Below are 22,057 nucleotides of genomic sequence, written 5' to 3'. Positions count from 1 at the left end.
GGGCTCGATTCGGTGCTCGCACAGGCGCAGCGCTGACCGGCTACACCGCGGCTCCTAGCCGCCAAAGGAATGGCACAGCCGAAGTTGGGGACGGCTTTTCTGCCATTCAAAGGGAAACAGCATGGGCGACGCGCGCCGGCGTGCGGCACGCCATCCGCATTCCACGCCGAACACTTGACGTTTCAATCTGAAACACCCGGCCAGTCGTTACCCCGTCTGAGCTTCGGGCAATTCGCCCGCTCCCGGTACCGGCCTGCTACACTTTTTTGTGTGACTCCTCAAACCCAATACCGGCAGGGTTTGCAGACCGATCGGCACGCGCTTTGTTGCATGCGTAATGTCTGTACTCTAAACAGGCCGACTTCGATGGCAAACCGCGACGGGCAGTTGCGCCATGCAGCGCTTCCACCGGCCGACCGGCAACACGATGCGCATCGCGTTATTGCCGACGAGTGGCTAAGGCGCACGATCAACGGAATCAGGGAAATGCACAGCAGCGAGGACGCCCGCAGGGAAGTCGCACAAAGGATTTTTTAGCACCGTACGACGAACGCTCGACCGACGACGAATTGCACGAATCGGGCAACATCTCCGCGGCGGTCTCCGACGCCATAATGAACAACCCAGCGCACGCGCCGGGTTTGGTTTACTCCGATCAATTCCACTGACTAGGCAAATTGCCCAAACGAGTCTATCGTCGGCACAACGCCTTCAGATTGTCCAGATCGTCCGTCGCCGCTTGTGCTTCGTACAGAGTTTCGCAGAATTCTGGTACCGAGTCCGAATCGAGCGAATAAAGCAATGAAGCCGCAGCTCTTGCTTTGCGGAACCACTTTAAAGCATCTCCTTCATCATCCAGACCGTCGTGCTGCTCAACAATGGCGAAGTATTTTTCATCTAGATCGTCCACATCGCCAGCGAGACGATCTCTATCTTGTTGCGTAACCGTATGTGCATCGTCTAGCAAGAGCTTTACTCGATCCTCGCCTAACAAAGTCATTGTGCCGGTTTCGCGGCAAGCCCATTCTGCGATTAGGCGAGCTAAGGCCTTTCGCTTGCTCGCGGGCAATCCTTTTCCAAGTTCGACCAGATCCGGCGCTACGGTAGTTAGCCGCGTATTCGTGTTCATTTTGTAACCTTCAACGGGGTTGCAGGTACCGCATTGGCTCCGCCTATCGCCGAAGCACAGGAAGGACAGATAGGTCTTCCAGCACCAATCGTTCGGACTGTATAACCGTTCTGAGCAGCCCAGTTTACGATGTCTGCCTCGGCATGTCCCGTTCCCGGCACAACAACCTCGCCAGGATTTAATGTCACGCCCGGTCGCAGATAGCCATTCGGCTCGCTCGTAGAAACGACTGTAATCTGATTGCCGTTGGCGTCCTGCAAGACTCCAACTCCCATCGTGACTCTACCTTGTGAACCAGCAGGCAATTCTGATTGTAGTTGTGCTGCACGCCCCGCTGCATAGGCCTGCTCCTGCGACGCTGACATTGCGCTGTTTGGTGCGGGAGTGGTAGTAAATCCGAACTCGGTCTGTACCCATTCAGCAGCTGAATTCCATGCACTGCTGACCTTGCTGCTTACGGCGCTGCCAAGCTCACTGGCGATATCTCCCAGCGCTGCATTATCGCTACTGTTACCACCAGTACCAATCCCGTTTCCGCCACCGCTCTCAAGTGGTATCAGATCTTTGCCATGAGCGATATCTTCGGGGTTTGTCGAGTTGTTCAGCGACTCGTTCGTTGCAGCGTTTGCACCGCTCGCTGCATTCTGCCCGGCAAGGCCAGCCGTCAACCCGCCCAGCAACGTCGCAGCCCCAGCGATCGCTACGCGCTGTCCGTCCGTCAGGTTTTCCAAGCCACCTGCCTGCTGAACAAGCAACGGCGCAACCAATGCGCTCGTGGCGCCGCCGATGGCACCACCGGCGCAACCAGTACCTTCCGCTGCTCCGGCGGCACACCCCAATGCCGCGTGAGCAAGCCAGTAACCCGGCGTTCCAACAGCAATGGTAGAACTCGGATTCGTCGCAGCATTTCCAATGAAATTAGCTCCTGCTGCCGCAGCATTCGTGGCCAGGTTGTTGACAAGAGCCCGCCCGAAACTACCGCCGTATACGACAGTCGAGGCCGCCGCTTGGGCAACGCTACGCTCGCCGATATTCAGCACAAGGCTACCGCTGTCAGGAACTACCTCATTAATACCGTAAGTTGCAACAGCAAGCGCGCCGGCCTTCAGCACATCCCCGAAATTCAGGCTACCGGTGTTCACCACGTCGTCGAGCGCGGCTGACAACATCGCGCCGGCTAGCGGCCCCAAAAAGTAAGACAGTGCGATAGCGGCGACCATCTCCGCGATCTGTCCGAAAACGCCCAGCCCCCCTTCCTTCACGAAGTCCGTATGGAGGTTGTCGCTAATCGAAGTCTGCGTGAAGTTAGCGCCGAGCTGCTGCTGAAGCGCAGCCAGCATCTGCTGCGTACCGGCCTGATCAACCGTCCCATCGGGATTAAGCTTCTGCAACGCGCCGCCAATCTGGCTCAACGTCTGCACGTTGAGATCCATGTTGGCCGCACTCATGAAGCCGCCCGGCTGCACCGTCGTCCCCGTCGTGTCGACGTAGCCGCCCTTGACCTTGCTCCAGATCTGGCCGACGTCGACCTGATTGGCCTGGTTAGTCAGCGAATCGGTATTGACCGTCAGCGTACCGGACGCATCGATGCTGCCCGTATTCAGAACGCTACCGCCGTCTCCCTTACCGAAGTTCAGCGTGACATCCTGACCGGTAATATTCCCGCCCGCCGACATCGCGCTCGTACTGCTCGGCAGATAAACCTGCGGCATCAACGCGGTGATCGTCGGACACGTAGCCGTACCGGTGGTCGTGCACGACGGGTCCGGCACAGTCTGCTCGACATACCAGAGCATTGGCTTGTCGAGCGCATTGATCTGCGTTTGCGTCAGCGCGTCGCCGAGTTGCAGGTTGTTCGCCTTCGCGTAATCGAGCGAGTTCTGATACAGGTATTCCTTCTCCTGCTCCGTCACCGACGTATTGGTCTTGCTGTCGTACGTCAACCCATCGATGAAGCTCGCCTTTCCCGTTTGCTGCAGCGAGGCTTGCTGCAGCATCAGATCTTCTTCCTGCGGGTTGTAGTAGAACAGCGTCGAACTTGGTTGCAAGTTGGGAGGCAGCGCCGTCAAAAGATCCTGCGGCCCCAGATTTCCGAGTGCCGACGCACCGAGCGAATTGTCGACGTACGACGCCTTACCGGCGACCGGCGTCGGCAGCGTCCCTCCCACCGCGCGCGGCATGGACAGATTCAGTCCAGGTAAGCTCACCGGACTGAGCGAAATCACCTGCGACGGCGAATTGACACGTGGCGTGTAAGTGTTCGGCGTCGTGATACCGTTGATCAGCTTTTGCCCAGTCAAAGTGACGGACGTACCGATCACGTTACCGATGTTCTGAATCTGACCACCGGAAGTAACCGATAGATTTGGCGCCTGAATCGTCGCGGCAATATTGCCTACCGGTTGCGGCGGATCGATCGTGCCACCCGTACTCGTGTATGCGCTACCGTAAAGTGCAGTGCACTCCTCCGGCGATCCGCAAGCCCACACGTCATGGCGCTTGTCGCTGCTGAACATGCTGGTTTCCTGCACCCAATGCGAGTGCCAGTAAGCATTCAGCGTCTGCGCTTCGTTCACCACCGGACCGGCAACGGAAATCGTCGCGCTATTACCCGCCGCGATCAGGCTACCGATATTCGTGAGACTGCCTGCGTTGATCTGGAGGTTATTCCCTGCGCTGATTACCGACGAGCTACCCGACTGTTGATCGACGTACCCTTCGCAGTAACTTTCCTTGTAACCACCCGCCGTCATACAGCCCGAGTACTGTTCCTTCGAGCCATAGTTTTCATGCACCGGTACCGGCGGCGGCAAGTTGTTGGTGATCGCGCCCGACACATTCAGCGTGATGTTGTTGCCCGCGACGATGTTGCCCGACGTGTTATTCAGGCTGGTAGCCGGTGTCGTGGAACTCGCGGTCGAGCCGACTCCACCGATCACGATGTCGTGCCCCGCGAGCAGATTGCCAAAGGTGTTATTGATCTGGCCTGCGGCAATCACCAGATTGTTGCCCGCGTAAATCGTCGCGTCGTTCTGGGTGTAACCGAAAGTCGTGGTGGTCGGGTTGGCCCCTCGCGTATAGCCGGCAGTACCGCATGCCGAGTTCGGCACGCCTGCCGCGCAACCCGTCTGCGTCGAATAGTTTTGCTGGTTGCCGCCCTGATTGGTCAAACTGGCCGCGCCGATCTGCACGTTGTTGCCGGCATACAGCAACCCGGCGTTGACCAGATTGCCGCCATACACGGTCAGGTTGCTGCCCGCCGCAATCATGCCGGTCGGGAAAGCACTCGTCGTATAGCCGCTAGCAGTCGGTGCCGCGCCAGGCGCGATATTAAATTCGTTTGGCGGAAGAAAATCGACGATGGCGCAATAGTTTTGGCTATCGCAACTCGTGCCGGTCGAATTCCCCGTCCCTTGCACACCTATCGTACCGAGCGACTTAAGTTGCGCAAAGAACGCGGAGTATTGCCCCTGATCGATGGTCTGAATCGATTGATTCAACGATGCCGACGCGACCGCGCCATTACTCAGCGACTGCACGTTCAACGTCACATTGCCCTGAGCGGCAATCTGGCCGCCACGGTTGGACAAGGAGCCAGCCGTCAGCGAAATCGAATTGCCGGCGGAAATAACGCCCGACGTGCCGGGTTGCTGCGTGGTCGTCGTCTGGTAAATCGTCGGCAGGTTGAGCGTGACGGCCGCCAGCGCCGTCGGGTCCGGCCCCGTGCCGACGAACCAGAAGTTCTGGTAGACGGGATTACTGTTGTCTCCACTCGACCCAACCTGAACCTGGTGCTCATAGAACGTCACCGAGCCGGAGCCCGTTACCGGTTGAGACGCGTTTGGAGCTGACGCGTTGACACCGGTTGCCTGGGTTCCCGTCGGAGAGAGAATATCGCCAAGCGTTGCGCTAACCGTGCTCGAAGCGACCTGCAGGAAGCCATTTTCTCCACCGTAAGTCTGGTCGTACCAGTTGGTTTGGGTACCCGCGGCAGATGACCACAACAGGGCCGGATTCGTGACGACCGTCGTCGACTGCGTGCTGGCGCCCGTCGGCGCCGTCTGGTCGTTAACCACCGCCCCGGCATTGATATTGACGTTATTCCCCGCGAAAATCGACCCGCCGGTATTAGTAAGCGTCCCCCCAATATTGAAGTTAACGTCCCCCTTCGACTGCGTCGTCGCCCCCTGGTTATCGTAATTCCCACCCGTCACCGACAGCGTGCCGCCGGCCTCGACCGTCCCGCGATTAGTCGTATTCCCATTCAGCGCAAGCGTACTGTCCGCATGCATCACCGCGCCGGCAACGTTGTACAGCGTCCCATTGAACGTGACGTTGTTACCCGTGACCTGCCCGTAGTTCGTAAACTGCCCACCCGTTCCCAGCGTCAACGGCGCGGTGCCCGTCATCACGCCGTTGTTGGTCATCCCGTACACGCCGTAAATACTGACGCTCTGCCCACCGTAATTCCACGTCCCGCTATTGCTGATCTGAGCCGCGGAAATAGAAAGCGCGCCGCCCTGGCTAATGGTCCCTTGCGACAGATCGAACGTCACGCCATTCATGCCAAGCGTCATGTTCCGTTGCGCGAGCAACTGACCGCCCGCGTTATAGAACGAACCAGCGCCGCCGTTGATCGTCAACGAAACATCGCCGGTCGTCGGACCGTTCGGCGTATTCGGATTACCGGCGAACACGACGCCGTTCTGATTCGACATCGACAGCGCCGTGATCGACAACGCGTTCACGCCCATCAACGAGCCGCCGGTGTTAGTCAGATTGTTCGCGACGTTGACCGTCGTCGTCGCACCATTCACCAACCCCGCATTCGTAAAATTCGTCGCATTGACCGTCGTCCCCGCCGTCGACGCCAGCGACGAATTCGCCGCATTCGTCAAATTCGGCGCCGACACAAACAGATTCCCGCCCGCCAGCACATTCCCGGCGTTATAGAACCCGCTCTGCGAAGTCAACGTCGCTGCACCGACCACATCCACCGCACTGTTCCCCGCGATCGAAAACTGATTCGTCGCGGCCGCCGTCAACGTCCCGCCGACCACCGTATTACCCAGCAGCACGGAAGCACCGTTCAACTGCATGTTCTGCGTCGACACCAGCGAACTGTGGCTCGCATCGAGCGTACCGTTCGCCTTCACGGTCACGTTCTTCGAGCCGCTTTGCGAGCTGGTCAACGTGACGTTGTTGCCGTTCAACGCGAGTTGCCCAGCGACCGTGGTCGTGCCGCTCAACGTCAGCGTCTGCCCCGCAGTCAGTGTCGTATCGCCGTTCGACGACACGCCCGCCACATTCACGCTACCTGTGGTGCCGGTGATATTCACCGTACCCATCGACGACACCGCGCCCGCCACCAACGCGCTATTCGCCGCGACGATCTGCACATTGCCGCCCGATTGCACCGCACCGCCAAAACTCACGCTGCCCGCGTTGGACTTCGCCGTCACATTGCCGACGGCCGTGGTCGCACCAAGCGACATGTCGCCGTTCGATGTCGCGCTGAACTGCCCCGCGCCCTGAATGCCGCCGAGCGTCACGCCGCCACCCGCGCCGATCGTGATGTCCTTGCCGAACGTCAACGACGCGCCGCCGCCCGCCACCGATCCGCCCGCGTTGAACGTCGCCGTACCCAGACCGAGGAATGCGCCGCTGAGGTTCGTATTGCCGCCCGAACTCAGCGTCGTGTTGCCGTTGACCAGTTCACCGGCCAGCGACAACGCGCCACCCGCGTTCGCACCGAGATTGCCCTGCGTGGTGATCGCACCGCCCACGCCGAGATTGCCGCTCGTCGCCGTCAATGCAACATCGCCGTTCGCGCCGATCGTGCCGTTCGCACTGAGATTGCGGCCAGCCGTTGCGCTGAACTTGTCGGCGCTGGTCGCGTTGCCGCCGAGCGTCACGTCGCGCGCCGCCGTCACCGTGGTAGCCGCGCCGGAAGCCAGCGTGCCGCCCACGGTCACGTCGCCCGCGCCGTTGTGCCCTTGTGCCTGCAACGACAACGTGCCGCCCGCTTGCGCGGAGCCGACCGACAGATCGTTACCCGCCGTCGCACTCAATGCGCCATTCGTCGCGACGCTGCCGGTCACGCCGATGCTGCCGCCTGCATTAAGCGTCGCCTGCTGCGCGAACGCGACCGATGCCGCGTTGATCGACCCGCCCGCATTCAACGAACCGGCATTCTGCGCGGCGATGCTGCCGGTCAGCGTCATGTCGCCGCCGGACTTCAGTTGCGCGCCACCGCCCGCGACCGTTGTACCCGCAACCGTCAGCGCCTGCCCGGCGATCGCGTTCAGGTTGCCTTGTGTCGTGAGGTTGCCGGTGCCGAGATTGCCGCTCGTCGCCGTCAACGCGATATCGCCGGACGAGTTGACGCCGGCGAGCGCGACGTTGCGCGCCGCGTTCACCGTGGTCGTGCCGCCGGTATTGATGGCGCCGCTCACACTCGCATCGCGCGCGGCCTGCATCGACAGCGCGCCGAACGCGGTCGCCGCGCCGCTCACCGTGATGTCCCCGCCGCCCGCCGTGCCGTTCGCCTTCACGCTAAGGTCGCCCGTCACCGCCTGGATGCCAGCAAGCGCCGCGTTATTGCCGGCCGTCAGCGTGAGGCTGCCGCCTTGCAGTGCACCCGTCAGCGCGATGTTGTTCGACGCCGCCAGCGTCGCGGCCTGCGAGAACGCGGTCGAACCCGCGCCCGCGATATCGCCGCCCGCGTTCAGCGTCGCGCCCATCTGTCCTGCCAGCACGCCATTCAGATCGATGTCGCGGCCAGCCTGCACCGTGACCTGATTCGCCGCGGCCACCTGGCCGCCGAGTTGCGTATCGAGTCCGGACGTGAGATTCAGCGCGCCCGCCGTCGTCGCGGTACCGGATAGCGCGATGCTGCCGCTCGTCGCGGTCGCATTCAGATCGCCGGCCGCCTGCGCCGTACCCGTCACCGAAACGTTGCGTGCTGCGCTCAAGGTCTGCGTGCTGCCGTTGGCGAGCGATCCGCTCACCAGCACGTCGCGCGCGGCGTTGACATTCGCCGTACCCGCTGCCGTCGCCGTGCCGGTGATCGACGCATCGCCCGCGCCGGCGTTACCTTGCGAGGTGAGCGCAAGCGTCGTCGCCGAATTGACGTCGTGGAGGCTCGCGCTGTCGCCGGCCGTCGCGCTGATCGCGTTCGCCTGAAGCGCGCCGCTCAATGCAAGCTCGCGCTGTGCATTCAACGTGGCAGCGCCCGTGAAGGCTTGCGTACCCGCGCCGCCAAGATCGCGGCCCGTATCGATCACGCCACTGGTGCCACCGATCAGCAGACCGTTCAGCGTCGCGTCGCGGCCTACGTTGAGCGTCATGTCGCTCACGGCGCTGGTGCTCGACGCCGTGCCGAGCGAAAGATCGAGGCCGGTCAACACGGCCAGCTTGCCGCCGCTGCTGATGCCGCCCGTCGCCGTCAAACTCCCCGACTGCGCGGTGACGTTCATGTCGCCGACGGACTGCATCGCGCCGGCAATCGTCACGTCCTGCTGAGCATTAAGGCCAAGACTCGACCCACTTTCGAGTTTGCCCGCAATCGACGCATCATTCTGCGCGGTCGCGGTCACCGCGCCCAACGCCGTCGCCGTCCCATTGACGACAAGATTGCCCGGCCCTGTCGCCGTGTTCGTGCCGTTGGCGGCAAGCGAAAGCGTCCCGCCCGACGTGATGTTGGTCACGGTCGCATTGCCCGCTGCGATGACCTGAACCGTTTGCCCCTGAATCGAACCGCCCTGCACGACATCGCGCCCTGCGCCGAGCGTGGCCGCCTGGCCGAACGCGATCGTCCCCGCGCCGTTGATGTCGCGCCCCGACGCGACATTGCCCGCGCCGACACCGGCAAGCGTCCCCGTGACGTTGACGTCGCGCGCCGCATTGACGCTCGTATCGAGCGCCGTGGTGGTCGTGCCGCTCACGACGACATCGCGACCGGCCTGCGCATTCAAACCGCCGTGGCTGGTAAGCGTGCCGGCCAGGTTGATGTCGCTGCCTGCCTTCAGCGTCGTATCGAGGGAAGTCGTTGCGCTGGCCGTACTCGCAAGGTTGATCGCTGAACCCGCCTGCGCCGTCAAAGCGCCGTTGCTTGCGAACACGCCGTTCAGATTGACGTTGTTCGCCGCGTTCAGCGTCGTATCGCGCGTCACGTTGGCGGAGCCACCGAGATCGATGTCCGTGCCGGCCTTCGCGCCGAGCGCGCCGTTGCTTGTCAACGTGCCCGTCGCCGTGATGCTGCCGTTCGTCGCGCCCAGCGTCATGTCGCCGGCGGATTGGACCACGCTCGACGATCCGAGATTCAGATTGCCGCCAGCCTGCAACACGGCCGTCGCGCCGCTCGTCACGGCACCGCTTACGTTGAGATCCTGATTCGCCGCCAGTGAAAGTGTCGATACCGACAGCACGTCGTGCAGGAAAGCAGACCCGCCCGCATTCGTCTGCACGGTGTTGCCGCGCAGCGAGCCGGTGAGATTCGTATCGCCGCCCGAGCCGAGTACCGCCGCCTGGCCGAACGCGAGATTCGCCGCGCCGGTGATTGCGCCGCCGGCCGTCAACGTGCCGTTGCCCTGCGCCGCGACGGAACCGTTCATCGTCAGATTCTGGCCGGCGTTGACCGTGACGTCGCCGAGCGCCGTCGTGCCCTGCGTACCAAGATCCACCGACTGCGCGGCGTCGATCGCCAGATTGCCGCCGGCTTCCAGCGTGCCGGTGCTGGTCAGCGAGCCCGCCGCGTTGTGCAGGCCGACGTTGCCGCCGGTCGAACGGACCGTGCCGCCGTTCGTCGTGTTCGCGCCGCTCGTCACGTCGAGCGCCTGCGCGGTCTGCAAAGTCCCCGTGACCGACACGTTGCCGGCCGCGTTCAGCGTACCGCCCGCGAGCGAATTGACCGCCCCTGTTATCGACGTATTGCCGCCGCTGACGATCCCCAACGCGCTGGTGGTCTGCAAGCTGCCGGCCACCGTGAAATCGCCGTTCGATTTGAACGTGCCGCCGGTCAGCGAATTGACCGTACCGGCAACGCTGAACTGGCCGCCGCCCGTCGCGTTGAGCGCACCCGCGCTTTGCAGGATGCCGTTGACGGACAGATCGCCCACGGAAGTCAGCGTCGCCGTGGACGATGACGCCACCGTGCCGTTGATCGCCAGCGCGCCGCCGTTCGCGGCGACCTGCAACGCGTTGTTCGATTGCACGTTGTTGAGCGTGACCGCTTGCGCGGCCGTCAGCGACACGTTCGCGCCGACCAGCGCGCCGCTGACCGCAAGGTTGTTGCCTGCGTTCGCCGTGGCGTCGCCGGAGAAGGTGCTCGTTCCGCCCAGCGTGACATCGTGCCCCGCGTCGAGCGTTGCACCGCCCTGACCGACGAAGGTGCCGCCGACCGTCAGATCGTGACCGGCCGCCAGATTCGTGTTCCCGACCACGCTCGCGATGCCGGTCAATGCCACGTCCTGCGCCGCGTTGACCTTGAGGTTGGACTGGCTGTTCAGCGTCCCCGTCGAGGTCACGCTGCCGGTAGTCGCCGCCACCGTCAGATCGCTCGCGGCTTCGACCGTGCCGGTCGAAGCCACCGCGACATTGCGCTGCGCGGTCACGCCGAGTTGCGCGCCACCCGCGAGCAAACCGGCCACGTTCACATCGCGGCCGGCCTGCACAGTCGTCGGACTGTTACTCGCCGCGCTTGCGCCTGGTGTGCCGTCGCCGCCGCCGGCCAGCGTGCCGTTCACGATCACATCGCGTGCGGCCTGCACGTTCGTCGCGCCGAGCGCGATCGAGGTGCCGTTGAACGTCACGTCGCCACCCGCCGCCGCGCCGTTCACGCCTTTCGCAACGACGCCGAATGCGCCGCTCGCATGCGTATCCGTCAGCGTGACGCTGTTGCCTGCCGTGACCTGCATGTCGCCGGCCAGCACGCTCAGCGCACCGGTCGCGTTCACGTCGTGCGCGGCTGTCAACGTCATGCCGAGCGATGCGGCCGCCGCCGCGCCGATCGTGATGTCGGTGCCGGCCTGCGCGCTGAACGCGCCGTTCGTCGCGACCGTTCCCGTCGATACGACATTGCCGCTCTGCGCGATGAAGCTCGTATCGCCGATCGCCTGCACCGGCCCGCCGACGCCAAGGTTGCCGCCCGCGTTGAGCGCCAGCGTCGCGCCGCTGGTCAACGCGCCCGTCGTCGCGAGGTCGCCGTTGGCGGCGAGCGACATCGTCGATGCCGACACCACATTGTTCAGCGATGCCGATCCGCCCGCGACCGTTTGCACGGTATTGCCACGCAGCGATCCGCTAAGGGTCGTATTCGCGCCGGAGTTAACGTTGACTGCCTGACCGAATGCCGCGCTCGCCGCGCCCGCGATCGATCCGCCCGCGTTCAGCGTGCCGTTGCCTTGCGCGCCGACCGCGCCGTTCATCGTCAGATTCTGTCCGGCATCGACGGTCAGGTTGCCGAGCGCCGTCGTGCTTTGCGTGCCGAGATCCACCGACTGCGCGGCATCGATCAGCAGATTGCCGTTCGCCTGAATCGTGCCGACGCTCGTCAGCGAGCCCGACGCATTGCGCAGCGTCAGATCGCCGTTCGACTGCACGACGCCCGTGGGCGAAACGATCGACGTATTGCCGCCGCTGACGACGCTCAACGCGCCCGTGCTCTGCAACGCGCCGCCGACGCTCACGTCGGAGGCCGAGTTCAGCGAAGTCGTGGCGAGCGAGGTCACCGTGCCGCCGATCGAGGTCTTGCCGCCGCTCGTCATCGCGAGCGTATCGGCGCTTTGCAGCGTGCCGTTCACGGCGAAATCGCCCGCCGAATTCAGCGTGGCCGTGGACAACGACGTGACCGTGCCGTTCACGGTCAACGCGCCGCCATTGGCCGCAACCTGCAACGCGCGATCCGATTGCACGTTGTTCAGGGTCACCGCCTGCGCGGCGGTCAGCGACACGCCCGCGCCCACCATCGAGCCGGTCACCGAGAGGTTATTGCCCGCCGTCACGCCGACGTCGCCCATATAGCCGATGCTGCCGCCCGCCGTCACGTCGTGACCCGCGTTGAGCGTCGCACCGCTCTGGCCGGCCAGCGTGCCGCCGATCGTCAGATCGTGGCCCGCCTGCAGGGTCGCGTTGCCGATCGAACCGGTCGAGCCGGTCAGCGCGACGTCCTGCGCGCCGTTCACATTGAGCTGCGCCGCGCCTTGCAGCGTGCCGGTCGAGGTGACGTTGCCGGTGTGGGCCGTGATCGCCAGATTGCCGCCGGCCTGCACGGTGCCGCTCGCCGCGACATTCACGTTGCGCTGCGCGTCGAGCATGGTCGACGATGCGCTCGCGAGCGTGCCGTTGATCAGTGCATCGCGGCCCGCCTGCAAAGCGGTCGCGCCGCCCACCGACGCCTTGCCGTTGACGACCACATCCCGCGCCGCCTGCGTGGTCAGCGTGCCGACCATCGTCGTCGTGCCGTTGAAGGTCACGTCGCCGCCGTTCACGCCGTTCGGACCACCCACGCCACTCACGCCGTTCGCGACGATCGTCGATGCGCCGCCCACGTGCGCATCCGCGATGCTCGCGTTGTTGCCCGCCGTGATACGCAGATCGTCGGTCTGCACGGTCAGCGCGCCGGTCGCGTTCTGATCGCGGCCCGCCGTCAACGTCGTGTTGCCGATCGACTGCACCGCGCCGCTCGTCGTCAGATCGCGGCCCGCGTTCAGATCGACCGTTGCGTGACTCAGCACCGTGCCGGTGGTGGCGAGATCGTTCGCCGCGGAAAGCGCGAGCGTCGATGCCGCCGTGACATCGTGCAGCGACGCGGAGCCGCCCGCGTTGGTCTGCACGGTGTTGCCCTGCAGCGAGCCGGTCAGCGTCGTGTCGCCGCCGGACTGCAAGGTCGCCGCGCCGGCAAAAGCCGCCACCGCCGAACCGGCCAGCGCACCGCCCGCCGTCAGCGTGCCGTTGCCCTGGCCCGTCACGGTGCCGTTCAGGGTCAGGTTCTGGCCGGCCTTGATGCTGAGATCGCCTTGCGCGGCGGTCGTGCCGTGTCCGAGGTCGACCGATTGCGCGGCATCGACGAGCAGCTTGCCGCCCGCCTGCAACGTGCCGGTGCTCGTCATCGAGCCGGTCGCGTTGCGCAACGTGACGTCGCTTGTCGACAGCACCGTCCCGCCCACCGAGGTATCGGCGCCGCTCGCGACGAGCAGCGCGCCCACGCCTTGCAGCAAACCATTGACGGCGACATTGCCGCCCGTTGTGATCGACGCGTCCGCCAGCGAATTGACAGTGCCCGCGATCACCGTGTTGCCGCCATTCGTGACGCTGAGCGATTGGCTCGTCTGCAACGTGCCCGCTATCGTGAAGTCGCGCGCGGCAGTGAACGCGCCCGTCGAAAGCGTGTTGACCGTGCCCGCCACCGACAGATTGCCGCCGCTCGCCACGCTCAGCGCGGCCGTGCTCTGCAACGTGCCGTTCACCGTGAAATCGGCCGCCGACGTCAGCGATGCGCCCGCCAGCGACGTCACCGTGCCGTTGACCGTCAACGGACCGCCGTTCGCGGCGATCTGCAAGGCCGAGGTGGATTGCACGTCGTTCAGCGTCGCCGCTTGACCGGCGGTTAGCGTCAGCGTGGCCATGCCGACCAGCGTGCCGCTCACGGTGAGATTGTTCGCCGCATCGACGGTCACGTCGTGCGAGAAGCCGCTGGTGCCGCCGAGCACGGCGTCGCGCCCGGCTGTCAGCTTGCCCGCGCCCTGGCTTGCCAGCGTGCCGCCGATCGTCAGATCGCGGCCGGCCTGCAAGGTCGTATTCGCGACCGCGCCGGTCGAGCCGGTCAGCGCCACGTCCTGCCCCGCCGTCGCGTTCAGATTGCCGGCGGTGGTCAGCGTGCCGGCGGAGGTGACGTTACCGTTCGTCGCGGTGATATTCAGATCGCCACCGGCCTGCACGGTCCCCGTGCTCGCGATCGTGACGTTGCGCTGGCCGGTCAGTGCGACCTGTGCGCCGCCCGCAAGCGTGCCGTTGACGACGACATCGCGAGCTGTCTGCACGGTCGCCGCACCCGCGATCTGCGTATTGCCGTTGAAGGTCGCGTCGCCGCTGGTGGCTGGGCCGCCTGCCGCTCCGCTGTTTGCACCGTTTGCCGTGACCCGCAACGCGCCGCCGACCTGCGTATCCGCGAACGTCGCGTTATTGCCCGCGTTCACCTGCAAGTCGTGATTCGCCTGCAACGCGCCGGTAAACAGCACGTCCTGGCCCGTCGTCAACGTCGCCTGACCGCCGCTCGCGATGCTGCCGCTCGACGTGAGGCTGCCCTGCGTGGCCGTCACCGTCAGATCACCAGTCGCGCGTATCGCGCCGCTCGAACTCACGTTGACGTTGCGCTGCCCCACCACCTGCAACGTGCTCCCGCTCGTCTGCCCATTCACATTGACATCGCGCGCCGCCTGCAAACTCGTCGCGCCGGTCATCACCGACGTGCCGTTCAGGTTGATATCGCCGCTACCGTCATTGCCTTGCGCGCTAACCGCCAGCACACCACCCGTCTGCACGTTACCGAGCGTGACGCTGGCGCCGCCCGTCACCGACGTATCGCCAGTCGATTGCGTATTGGCCAGATCGACGTTGCCGCCCGCCGTCACCGCCAGCTTGCCGCCCGACTGAATCGTGCCCGTCGAGCTCACGTCGCCGTTCGCGTTGATCGTGTAGCCGGCGATGCCGACGTGCGCGCCGGTCATCGACAGATTGCCGCTCGCCTGGAGCGTCGCTTGCTGCTGCGCGGCCGAGCCGTTCACCGTCAGATCGCCGTTCGACGACAACAGCAGATCGCCGGTGTTCGCAGCCATCTGCGCGTCGGTGCGCACGCCCATGCCCGCGGCCGTGCCGATCACCTGGATCTGGCCGGCGGTCATCGCGCCGAAGGCGGTGGCATCGATCGCGAGGCCGTTGTTCGCGCGGCCATTCGCGCCGTTGATCGCAGCAGCAGTATTGGTCGATCCGTTCGACGATGTCGCGTACGTCGTCCCGTTATCGCCCACCGCCGACGGCAACACGAACTGCCCTCCCGCAATCGCGTTGATCCGCGACCCGGCATACAGCGGCGCATTGATGCCGATGGTCTCGCCGATCAGGTCGATCGTGCCGACCGTTCCCTCGATACCCGCGCCGGGACCGTTCACGCCCGCGTTGCCTTCGATCTGGATATGACCGCCCGCGACGCTGTAGCCGATCGCCTGAGCATGATCGAAGTCGGTGACGGTGCCTTTCAGGTCGCTGAGAAATTGCGGCGTGCCCGTCGTCAACGTCACGCCGATGGTATTGGTGAAGCCCGTGCCGTTCGTCGTGATGCCGTTCGGGTTCGCGATGATCACGGTGGCCGGCGCGCCGAATACTTCGAGCGGACCGTTCAACAGGCTCGCATATGCGCTGCCCGTCGACGTCACCTGGTTGACGATCACGCTCGCGGTGCGTCCCGCCAGGTTCGGATTGGCCTGCAGATTGCCGCCCGTGAGCGACGTGCCGCCCACGAGGCTGTTGTTCAGAATCAACCCGACCGGGTCGATGTTGAAGGTCTGGAACTTGTTCAGCGAAATACCGGCCGCGTTCGGCGCGGTGATGTTGACCACGGGCACGCCGCCGTTGGCGCCGGTGGTCTGCGTGATTCTCGGTTGAAACGTGATGGGCGCGTTCGGATCGACGATCGGCGTGGCCTGCGCCATCTGCATCTCGAAGCGGATACGCACCGCGCTCAGATCGACGATGCGTTGCCATGCATCGTCATCCAGACGACGGCTGCCGGCAGCCAGCACGCCCGCCGCGTCGCGGCTCTGTTCGAACGTGATCGACAGCGGACCGGCGAACAGCGTCAGCGCGACCAGCGCGGAGACGGCGCGCTGCCAGAGACCGTACGGACGCGGCGACGTGCCGACGAACCACCACGGCCGTACCGGCTGGCGATCGATGTCGACCTGTTCATCCCGCACCCGGCGACTCTGCTCAAGCTGCCTCAACGCGTTACGCACTGACCTGTTCATGGTGTTCTCTTTTTTCTTCGTTTTTTAACGTGCCGCAGGCTGGCCTGCCTGCCCCGGGGATGACGGCGGCATTCCGCGGCCGCCGCTCCCGTCGTCCGGATCAGGCTCCGGAAACCACACTGCTTTTAGGCGCGCTCGGCAACAGATCCTGCGCACGCACCTTCGGATGACCGGGTTCAAATACCCAGCCCATGGGAAGCGCGGCGGGCGTCTTGCCGTTGCTGTGAACGAACGTCCCCAGTTGATCGACTATCTCCGCGGCATCCCAACCGGTGATCTTCGCGGGCATCACGGCGTCGTCGTTGAACATGCGTATGTCCCCCGCGTCGCTGGGGTAAGAGACACTGCCGACTCCGCCGCTGTAAATCACGATCGGCGCGGCGCTATGGACCTTGCGCATCATGCTGCGGTCGAAACCACGGCTTCCGACCAGGTTGTCGGTCGGCGCAAGCGCGCCTGTCAAGGCCGTCGGAATAATCATGAAGTACTTGAAACCGTGCTGTTGCGTCAGCTCCGCGCATCGATACATAAAGTACTTGTGGACCGTGTCGCGGGTCGTGTACCCGTTACCCCTGAACTCGACGTGCAGCGTCTGGTCGTCGATCTGTCTGTCCTTGTAGCCGCCCGTCGCGCCCGACGCCTGATAAGCGGTCGTGCAGCCCGCGAGCGTCGATACCCATGCCACGGTCGCAAGAGCGAAAAGCGTTCCTTTGACGTTGAATTTCATTTCCCCGATTCCTGTCTGTCCGGTTTGTTGAAGGACTATTTTTTTGTGCCGCCGCAGCACTTTCGCGGCGGCATCGGCGCCGCCTTTACTGCTGCTGGATCTTCGCGTTCTTCATCAGATCGACCACCACCTGCGCGGTCGCCTTCTCCAGCGCGACCTGTTCGAGCTGTTTGCGCAGCACGTCCTTGATCTGGTCGTATTGCGGCACCTGCGTCGGACGCTTTTCGTCGACGCGCAGAATCCAGTACGCGTCGCCGATCTGCACCGGCGCGCTCGATACGCCGCCCTGCGGCAGCTTGACGAGCGCTTCGGCCAGCGGCTGCGGCCAGTTCTGCGTGTTGCCCGCCTGAATCGGCGTCTTGAACGAAATCCAGTTGAGCGCGCCGCCTTGCGCCGCGCCCGGACCCTGGCTGTATTGCTTGGCCAGTTGCGCGAAATCGGTGCCCTTCTTCAATTGCGTGAGCACCGTCTGCGCGGTGTCCGCATCCTTCACCGCAATCGCGCTCGGCTTGTATTCGTTCTCGCCCAGCGTCGCGACGATCGCGTCGTATTTCGCCTTTACGTCGGCATCGGTAACCGGCGTCGGCTTCACCTGGTCGCGCAGATACGCAGCGGTCATCGCCGCCGTCTTCGCCTGCTCGACCGCGGCCGCGACCTGCGGACGCGACTCGTAGTGCTGCTTCTCGGCAGCCTGGCGGAACAACTCGCGCGCGATCAGCTGATTCTTCAGCGACGCGCGCAATGCCGGCGTATCCGGCGCGTTCACCGCGTGAACGGCCTGGTCGAGTTGATCCTGCGTGATCAGCACGTTGTTCACGCGTGCCACGGCATTGGCCGGCAGCGGACCGCCGGCCGCATCGACGGCCTTGTCGGCGGAAGGTTTCGGGCTCGGTTTGTTGGCTGCCTGAGCGGCCGGCAACACACCCGCGCCCAGACCCAGCGCGACGACCAGCGCAGCGCGACGCATTCCGACAGCAAACGGACGATGTTTCATATGAACCTCTTCAGAGTGACCAGTTGAGTGTGGCGAGCAGCACCGTGGCTTTTTTGCCGAGTGCGGCCGGTTGGAGCAAGGCCTGCCCGAGCAGCACCTCGCTGGTGACGGTGCGTGCGTTGTGACGCCATTGCAGGCGTGTGCCGACGCCGGTGCCCATCAGCGTCGGCCAGCCGCCCTGAGCGACCAGGTGCGACTTGCCGCCGTCGAGAAAAACGTAGGGTTCCAGCTGCACGTCATGCCACGCCGGCACGTTTTGCCAGGCGGCCTCGTTGCGCAGATAGAAGCCGCAGTCGCCGGCAATACCGCCTTCGGTGAAGCCGCGCACCGAGTCCATGCCGCCGAGAAAGATCTGCTCGTTGCCGAATAGCGCGACATGGCTGTACTGTCCGCGCAAGGTGGCCCGATAGCCCCATTGCGTGCCCGCCAGCGTGCCGAGCGACACTTGCAGCGTGGCGGTCGCATCGAGCTTCGTGAACTGGCTGTGCGCATCGCTCTCGTCGATGTCGGAACCGTCGTGACTCGCGGACAGCCACGGCAGACCCTGCGAGATGCCGACGTCCCACGTCGCGGCGGCCGGCTGATCGTGCGCGACGAAGCGGCGCAAACCGTTCACGCCGACGCGCAGCACCGTGAGATCCTGCGGCGTCAGTTCCATGCCGTTCAGCGAGCGTTCGGTGCGCATTTTGGTCAACGTCACGTCGACGCTGGTGCGCCCGGCACGCGAGCGTGTCAGCACGTCGTTCCAGCCGAGAATCTGACTGAAGGTGCGCCCCTGGAGCAGCGCGACGTCGCTGATGGTCTGCTGATATTCGGAGATCGACGTCGTATAGCTGAAAGTCTGATAGCCGTACGGCGCGGCGGCGGAAAACACCACCGCATTGCTGTCTTCCGTGCCGACGTAGTTGAACGACAGCGACTCCTGCAGGCCGATCAGGTTGTCCGCCTCCACACCCGCTCGATAACGCAGCGTGCCGGTTTGCGAGCTGCCGTAGTTGTCGATGCCGAGATCGCAGAAGACCCGGTCGCCGTAGTGATTGGTGATCGCCACGACGGAGTCGCCCGGCGTTTCGCCCGGCATGATCTGGATCTCGGCCTGATTGCGGCGCAGCCGGTTGATCTGGTCGACGCCCTGTTCGAGATCGGGCAGACGCAACACGTCGCCGCTGCTATCGGCGAACGCCCACGCGGTGCCGGCATCCGTCAGCAGACCGCCGCCATGCGTGCGGTACCACGGCTCGTTCGGGTCGCGCGGACGCAGCGGGTGGCCGTTCAACGTGAAGGCCGACACCTTGCCGTCGACCAGATTGATCTTCAGCGTACCGGAAGCAAGATTTTGCGCGCCGAGGTAGGCGCGCGTCGTGATATAGCCGCGCGCGATAAACGCCTCGGTCACGCGTCGCAGCAGCAGGTTGATGCGATTGCGGCCGAGGTGCTTGCCGATGAACGGCGCGGCGATCGCATCGAGCGCGCTCTTGCCGAGCACCGTATCGCCGGTGAACTCGATATGGTCGATCTTGAAGAGCGGCTCGACGTCGGGCAGCGTTTCGACGTCCGCGCCTTCCGGCAGATTCGCGATGGGCGGCTGCTGGACTTCGATCTGCGCCGGCGGCTGCTGGATTTCGTCGCGCCGCTGGCGGTCGCGCTGTTCCTGCAGAAGACGTTGCGCCGGGTCCTGTTCGGCGCGCGAGCCGAACGGCAAGCCGGCCAGCGCCCCGGCGTTCGGCAGGCCTGGCGGCGTTTGCGCGAAACCGCGCGCCGCGGCCGTGCCGGCGAGGATCGCAAGCGTGCAATGCGCGAGACGCGGCGCACGGCGCTTGACCGCGCATTCGACCGTCCTCGTGATGCCGCATTTCAGCGAGCGGCTGATGGCGCGCGTCACAGCCCGAACCATGACACCAGCCCGAGATGGTTGTGATTGCCGATCGTGACCGGCATGCGGTACGGCACGCGGATCGTGTTGACGCCGCCGGCCGCCTTGATGCCCGCCGGCGCGTTGAACGAACCGCCCTCGATGTCCGCTTCGCCGGTCAGCTCGACCTGGCCGCTGCCGCCGCTGAATATGCCCCCAGTGTCCGACGCGAAAATCGCCGACCACGAATTGCCGAACCACGCCTTCAGGTTGTGCGTGCTGTTGATCGCGCTGTAGCCGAGCACGGCTTGCGCGAGGGTGCGCGGCGCATCGAGCGCGAGCGTGCCGTTGACGGCATCCACGACGCCGCCGGTATTGGTGATCTGCGTACCCGCTTTCAGCTTGATGTTTTCCGTCGCCTCGATGACGCCGCCATACGCCGCGACCGTGCTCGACGAACTCGAACTGCAAAAGAAAAAGCAGGTTTGCCGGAACGACGCCTGTCCGGTGAAGATGGCCTGCGTGAGCAACTGGTCGCGCGCGGTAATCGTGACCGAACCGCCGGCGCCGGTCGTCTTGTCGACGTCCGCCAGAATGGTGCCGCCGACGTTATGCACGTTCTGCGCCGCGATGGTCACGTTGCCGATGCCGGCGTTCACATACGCCAGCTCGTTCGGATCGGCCAGCTCGCCATAGTCGATCGTGAAGCCGTTATCGCGATGCTTGACGAAGATCAGCCGCCAGCTGCTGTCCGCGTAGCTCACCGGCGCGCCGCCGTTCGTACCGCTCGAATGATCGACGATGTTGTCGAAGTCGCCGCCCGCCGTGATCGCGATGTTGCCGTTGGCGCCGAAGCGGGCGTTGTGGTTCGTCACCGATCCGCCGGCAGTCACGGAGATATCGCCGGCTTCGCCGTAGACGTTCCCGAGCGCGGCGCCGGCCAGCGACTGATTTAGCACGTTGCCCTTCGCATTCAACGTCACCGCGCCGAGCGAGGCCGGATCGGCGCTGTTGGTCTGATGGCCTTGAATCAGCGACCCGACGTTCACGATGTCGCTGCCGCTCGCCAACACCACGCCGCTGGTCGTCGATGCGATCACGGATTGCGCGAACGCATCCTGCAGCGACGCAATACTCGCCGCGCTGATGTCGATGCCGGTGTTCGTCAGCAGGCTGCTGCCCGTCAGCGTGACCGCACCGGTGGCGGAGAACGTTGCCGAGCCGCCGTTCGCTTTCATCTTCGTATCGGTCGCCGCGATGCCGTCCTGCACCTGCAGGTTGATATTGTTCGCCGCGGTCAGAGACGTATTCAGGAACTGCACCGAGCCGTTCGATGCCAGCGTGAAGTCGCCGTAAGTCGCGTTCATCGGACCGGCGCTGCGCACGCCCGGCCCCTTGTCGGTGACGATCAACTGCACGCGGCCGCTCGACAGGCTGCCGGCGGCGGTGATGTCGACGGCAAACGACCTCGCGGTGGCCGGGTTGGTGGACGGACTCAGCGTGAGCCAGTCGTTGCCGTTGTCGTTCGGCGACACGGCGGTATTCAGCGTGACGTTGCTGGTGCTGGCCACGATACGGGTATAGGCATTGCCGTTGTCGAAGGTATTGGCGAGAGGGCCGTTGATCTGCACATTTTTAGCGATCAGATCGAGTCCGATCAGCGCGCTCGCTAATCCCTGCGGACCGACCACGATGGTCCCCGTGCTCGTATCGAGCACGATGTCCCGTTCCGGCAAACCGGCCACCGGTATGGTGTCCTTGAAACCGACGTGGCCGGTGGTAAGGGCAAGGCGGCCCGTATTAACGAACGAACCGCCATTGACCGTAATGCCGTTCGGATTGGCCAATATCACGTTCGCCCGCGGACCGAGCACGTCGATCCGCCCACTGATAATGCTGGGACTGGTGCTAGTTACCTGGTTGACAATTGTTCGCGCATTGATACCAACGTTATTGAGCGACGCCCCGGCCGCGTCGACGCTGAAACTGCTGTAGGTATTATTCGACACGCCCGCGAAAGCCGGTGCGATATTGACCGTTTGATGCCCATTCGCGCTGGTTGAAACGGACGTGGCCGTTCCACCGTCCACAGCAATACCAACCGCTCCTGCGCACAAGGGCGCGGCGGTCAGCAGCACAACGGTCAGTCTGGCTGGATGGCAGTGCGAACGCAGGCTCCCGACGCCTGCGCCGATTCCCCGAATACTCCGGTACATTCTTGTTTTCACGCAACTTTTCGTTGCGGGCTCGCTTTATCGGTGTGGTCTTTTTGCGCGGCTTACAACAAGCTGCGTCTTTCATAAGACTAATATCGACGTGAATCAGCAAGTTC

General features: G+C 64.2%; 6 protein-coding genes. All 6 read right to left on the bottom strand.

Translation table 11 applies throughout. The features are described from left to right. Positions 1-691: 691 nt before the first annotated feature. Positions 692-1,129 carry a replication initiation protein gene (locus LFL96_RS06420; protein ID WP_280999303.1) on the bottom strand — a complete coding sequence of 146 codons (438 nt, stop codon included), beginning with the start codon at positions 1,127-1,129 and terminating at the stop codon, positions 692-694. After that, on the bottom strand, positions 1,126-16,152 hold the full coding sequence (locus tag LFL96_RS06415; RefSeq protein WP_280999302.1) for a filamentous hemagglutinin N-terminal domain-containing protein: 15,027 nt from the start codon (positions 16,150-16,152) through the stop codon (positions 1,126-1,128). The genes LFL96_RS06420 and LFL96_RS06415 overlap by 4 nt, the downstream gene beginning before the upstream one ends. A 100-nt stretch (positions 16,153-16,252) precedes the next feature. Further along, positions 16,253-16,939 carry a hypothetical protein gene (locus tag LFL96_RS06410; protein ID WP_280999300.1) on the bottom strand — a complete coding sequence of 229 codons (687 nt, stop codon included), beginning with the start codon at positions 16,937-16,939 and terminating at the stop codon, positions 16,253-16,255. A 25-nt stretch (positions 16,940-16,964) separates the two neighbouring features. Further along, positions 16,965-17,873: a peptidyl-prolyl cis-trans isomerase gene (locus LFL96_RS06405; protein ID WP_280999298.1), complete on the bottom strand. Its 909-nt coding sequence runs from the start codon at positions 17,871-17,873 to the stop codon at positions 16,965-16,967. Between the two features lie 10 nt (positions 17,874-17,883). After that, positions 17,884-19,767: a ShlB/FhaC/HecB family hemolysin secretion/activation protein gene (locus LFL96_RS06400; RefSeq protein WP_280999296.1), complete on the bottom strand. Its 1,884-nt coding sequence runs from the start codon at positions 19,765-19,767 to the stop codon at positions 17,884-17,886. Then, positions 19,752-21,941, bottom strand: coding sequence for a filamentous hemagglutinin N-terminal domain-containing protein (locus LFL96_RS06395; RefSeq protein WP_281000588.1), 2,190 nt, complete (start codon positions 21,939-21,941; stop codon positions 19,752-19,754). Before LFL96_RS06395 ends, LFL96_RS06400 begins: the two co-directional genes overlap by 16 nt. Positions 21,942-22,057 lie beyond the last annotated feature (116 nt).

It is taken from the genome of Paraburkholderia sp. D15 (assembly GCF_029910215.1).
In the GTDB taxonomy this organism is placed as follows: Bacteria; Pseudomonadota; Gammaproteobacteria; order Burkholderiales; family Burkholderiaceae; genus Paraburkholderia.
Note: the sequence above shows the minus strand (reverse complement) of the source record. Positions and strands in the feature narration are given on the sequence as shown.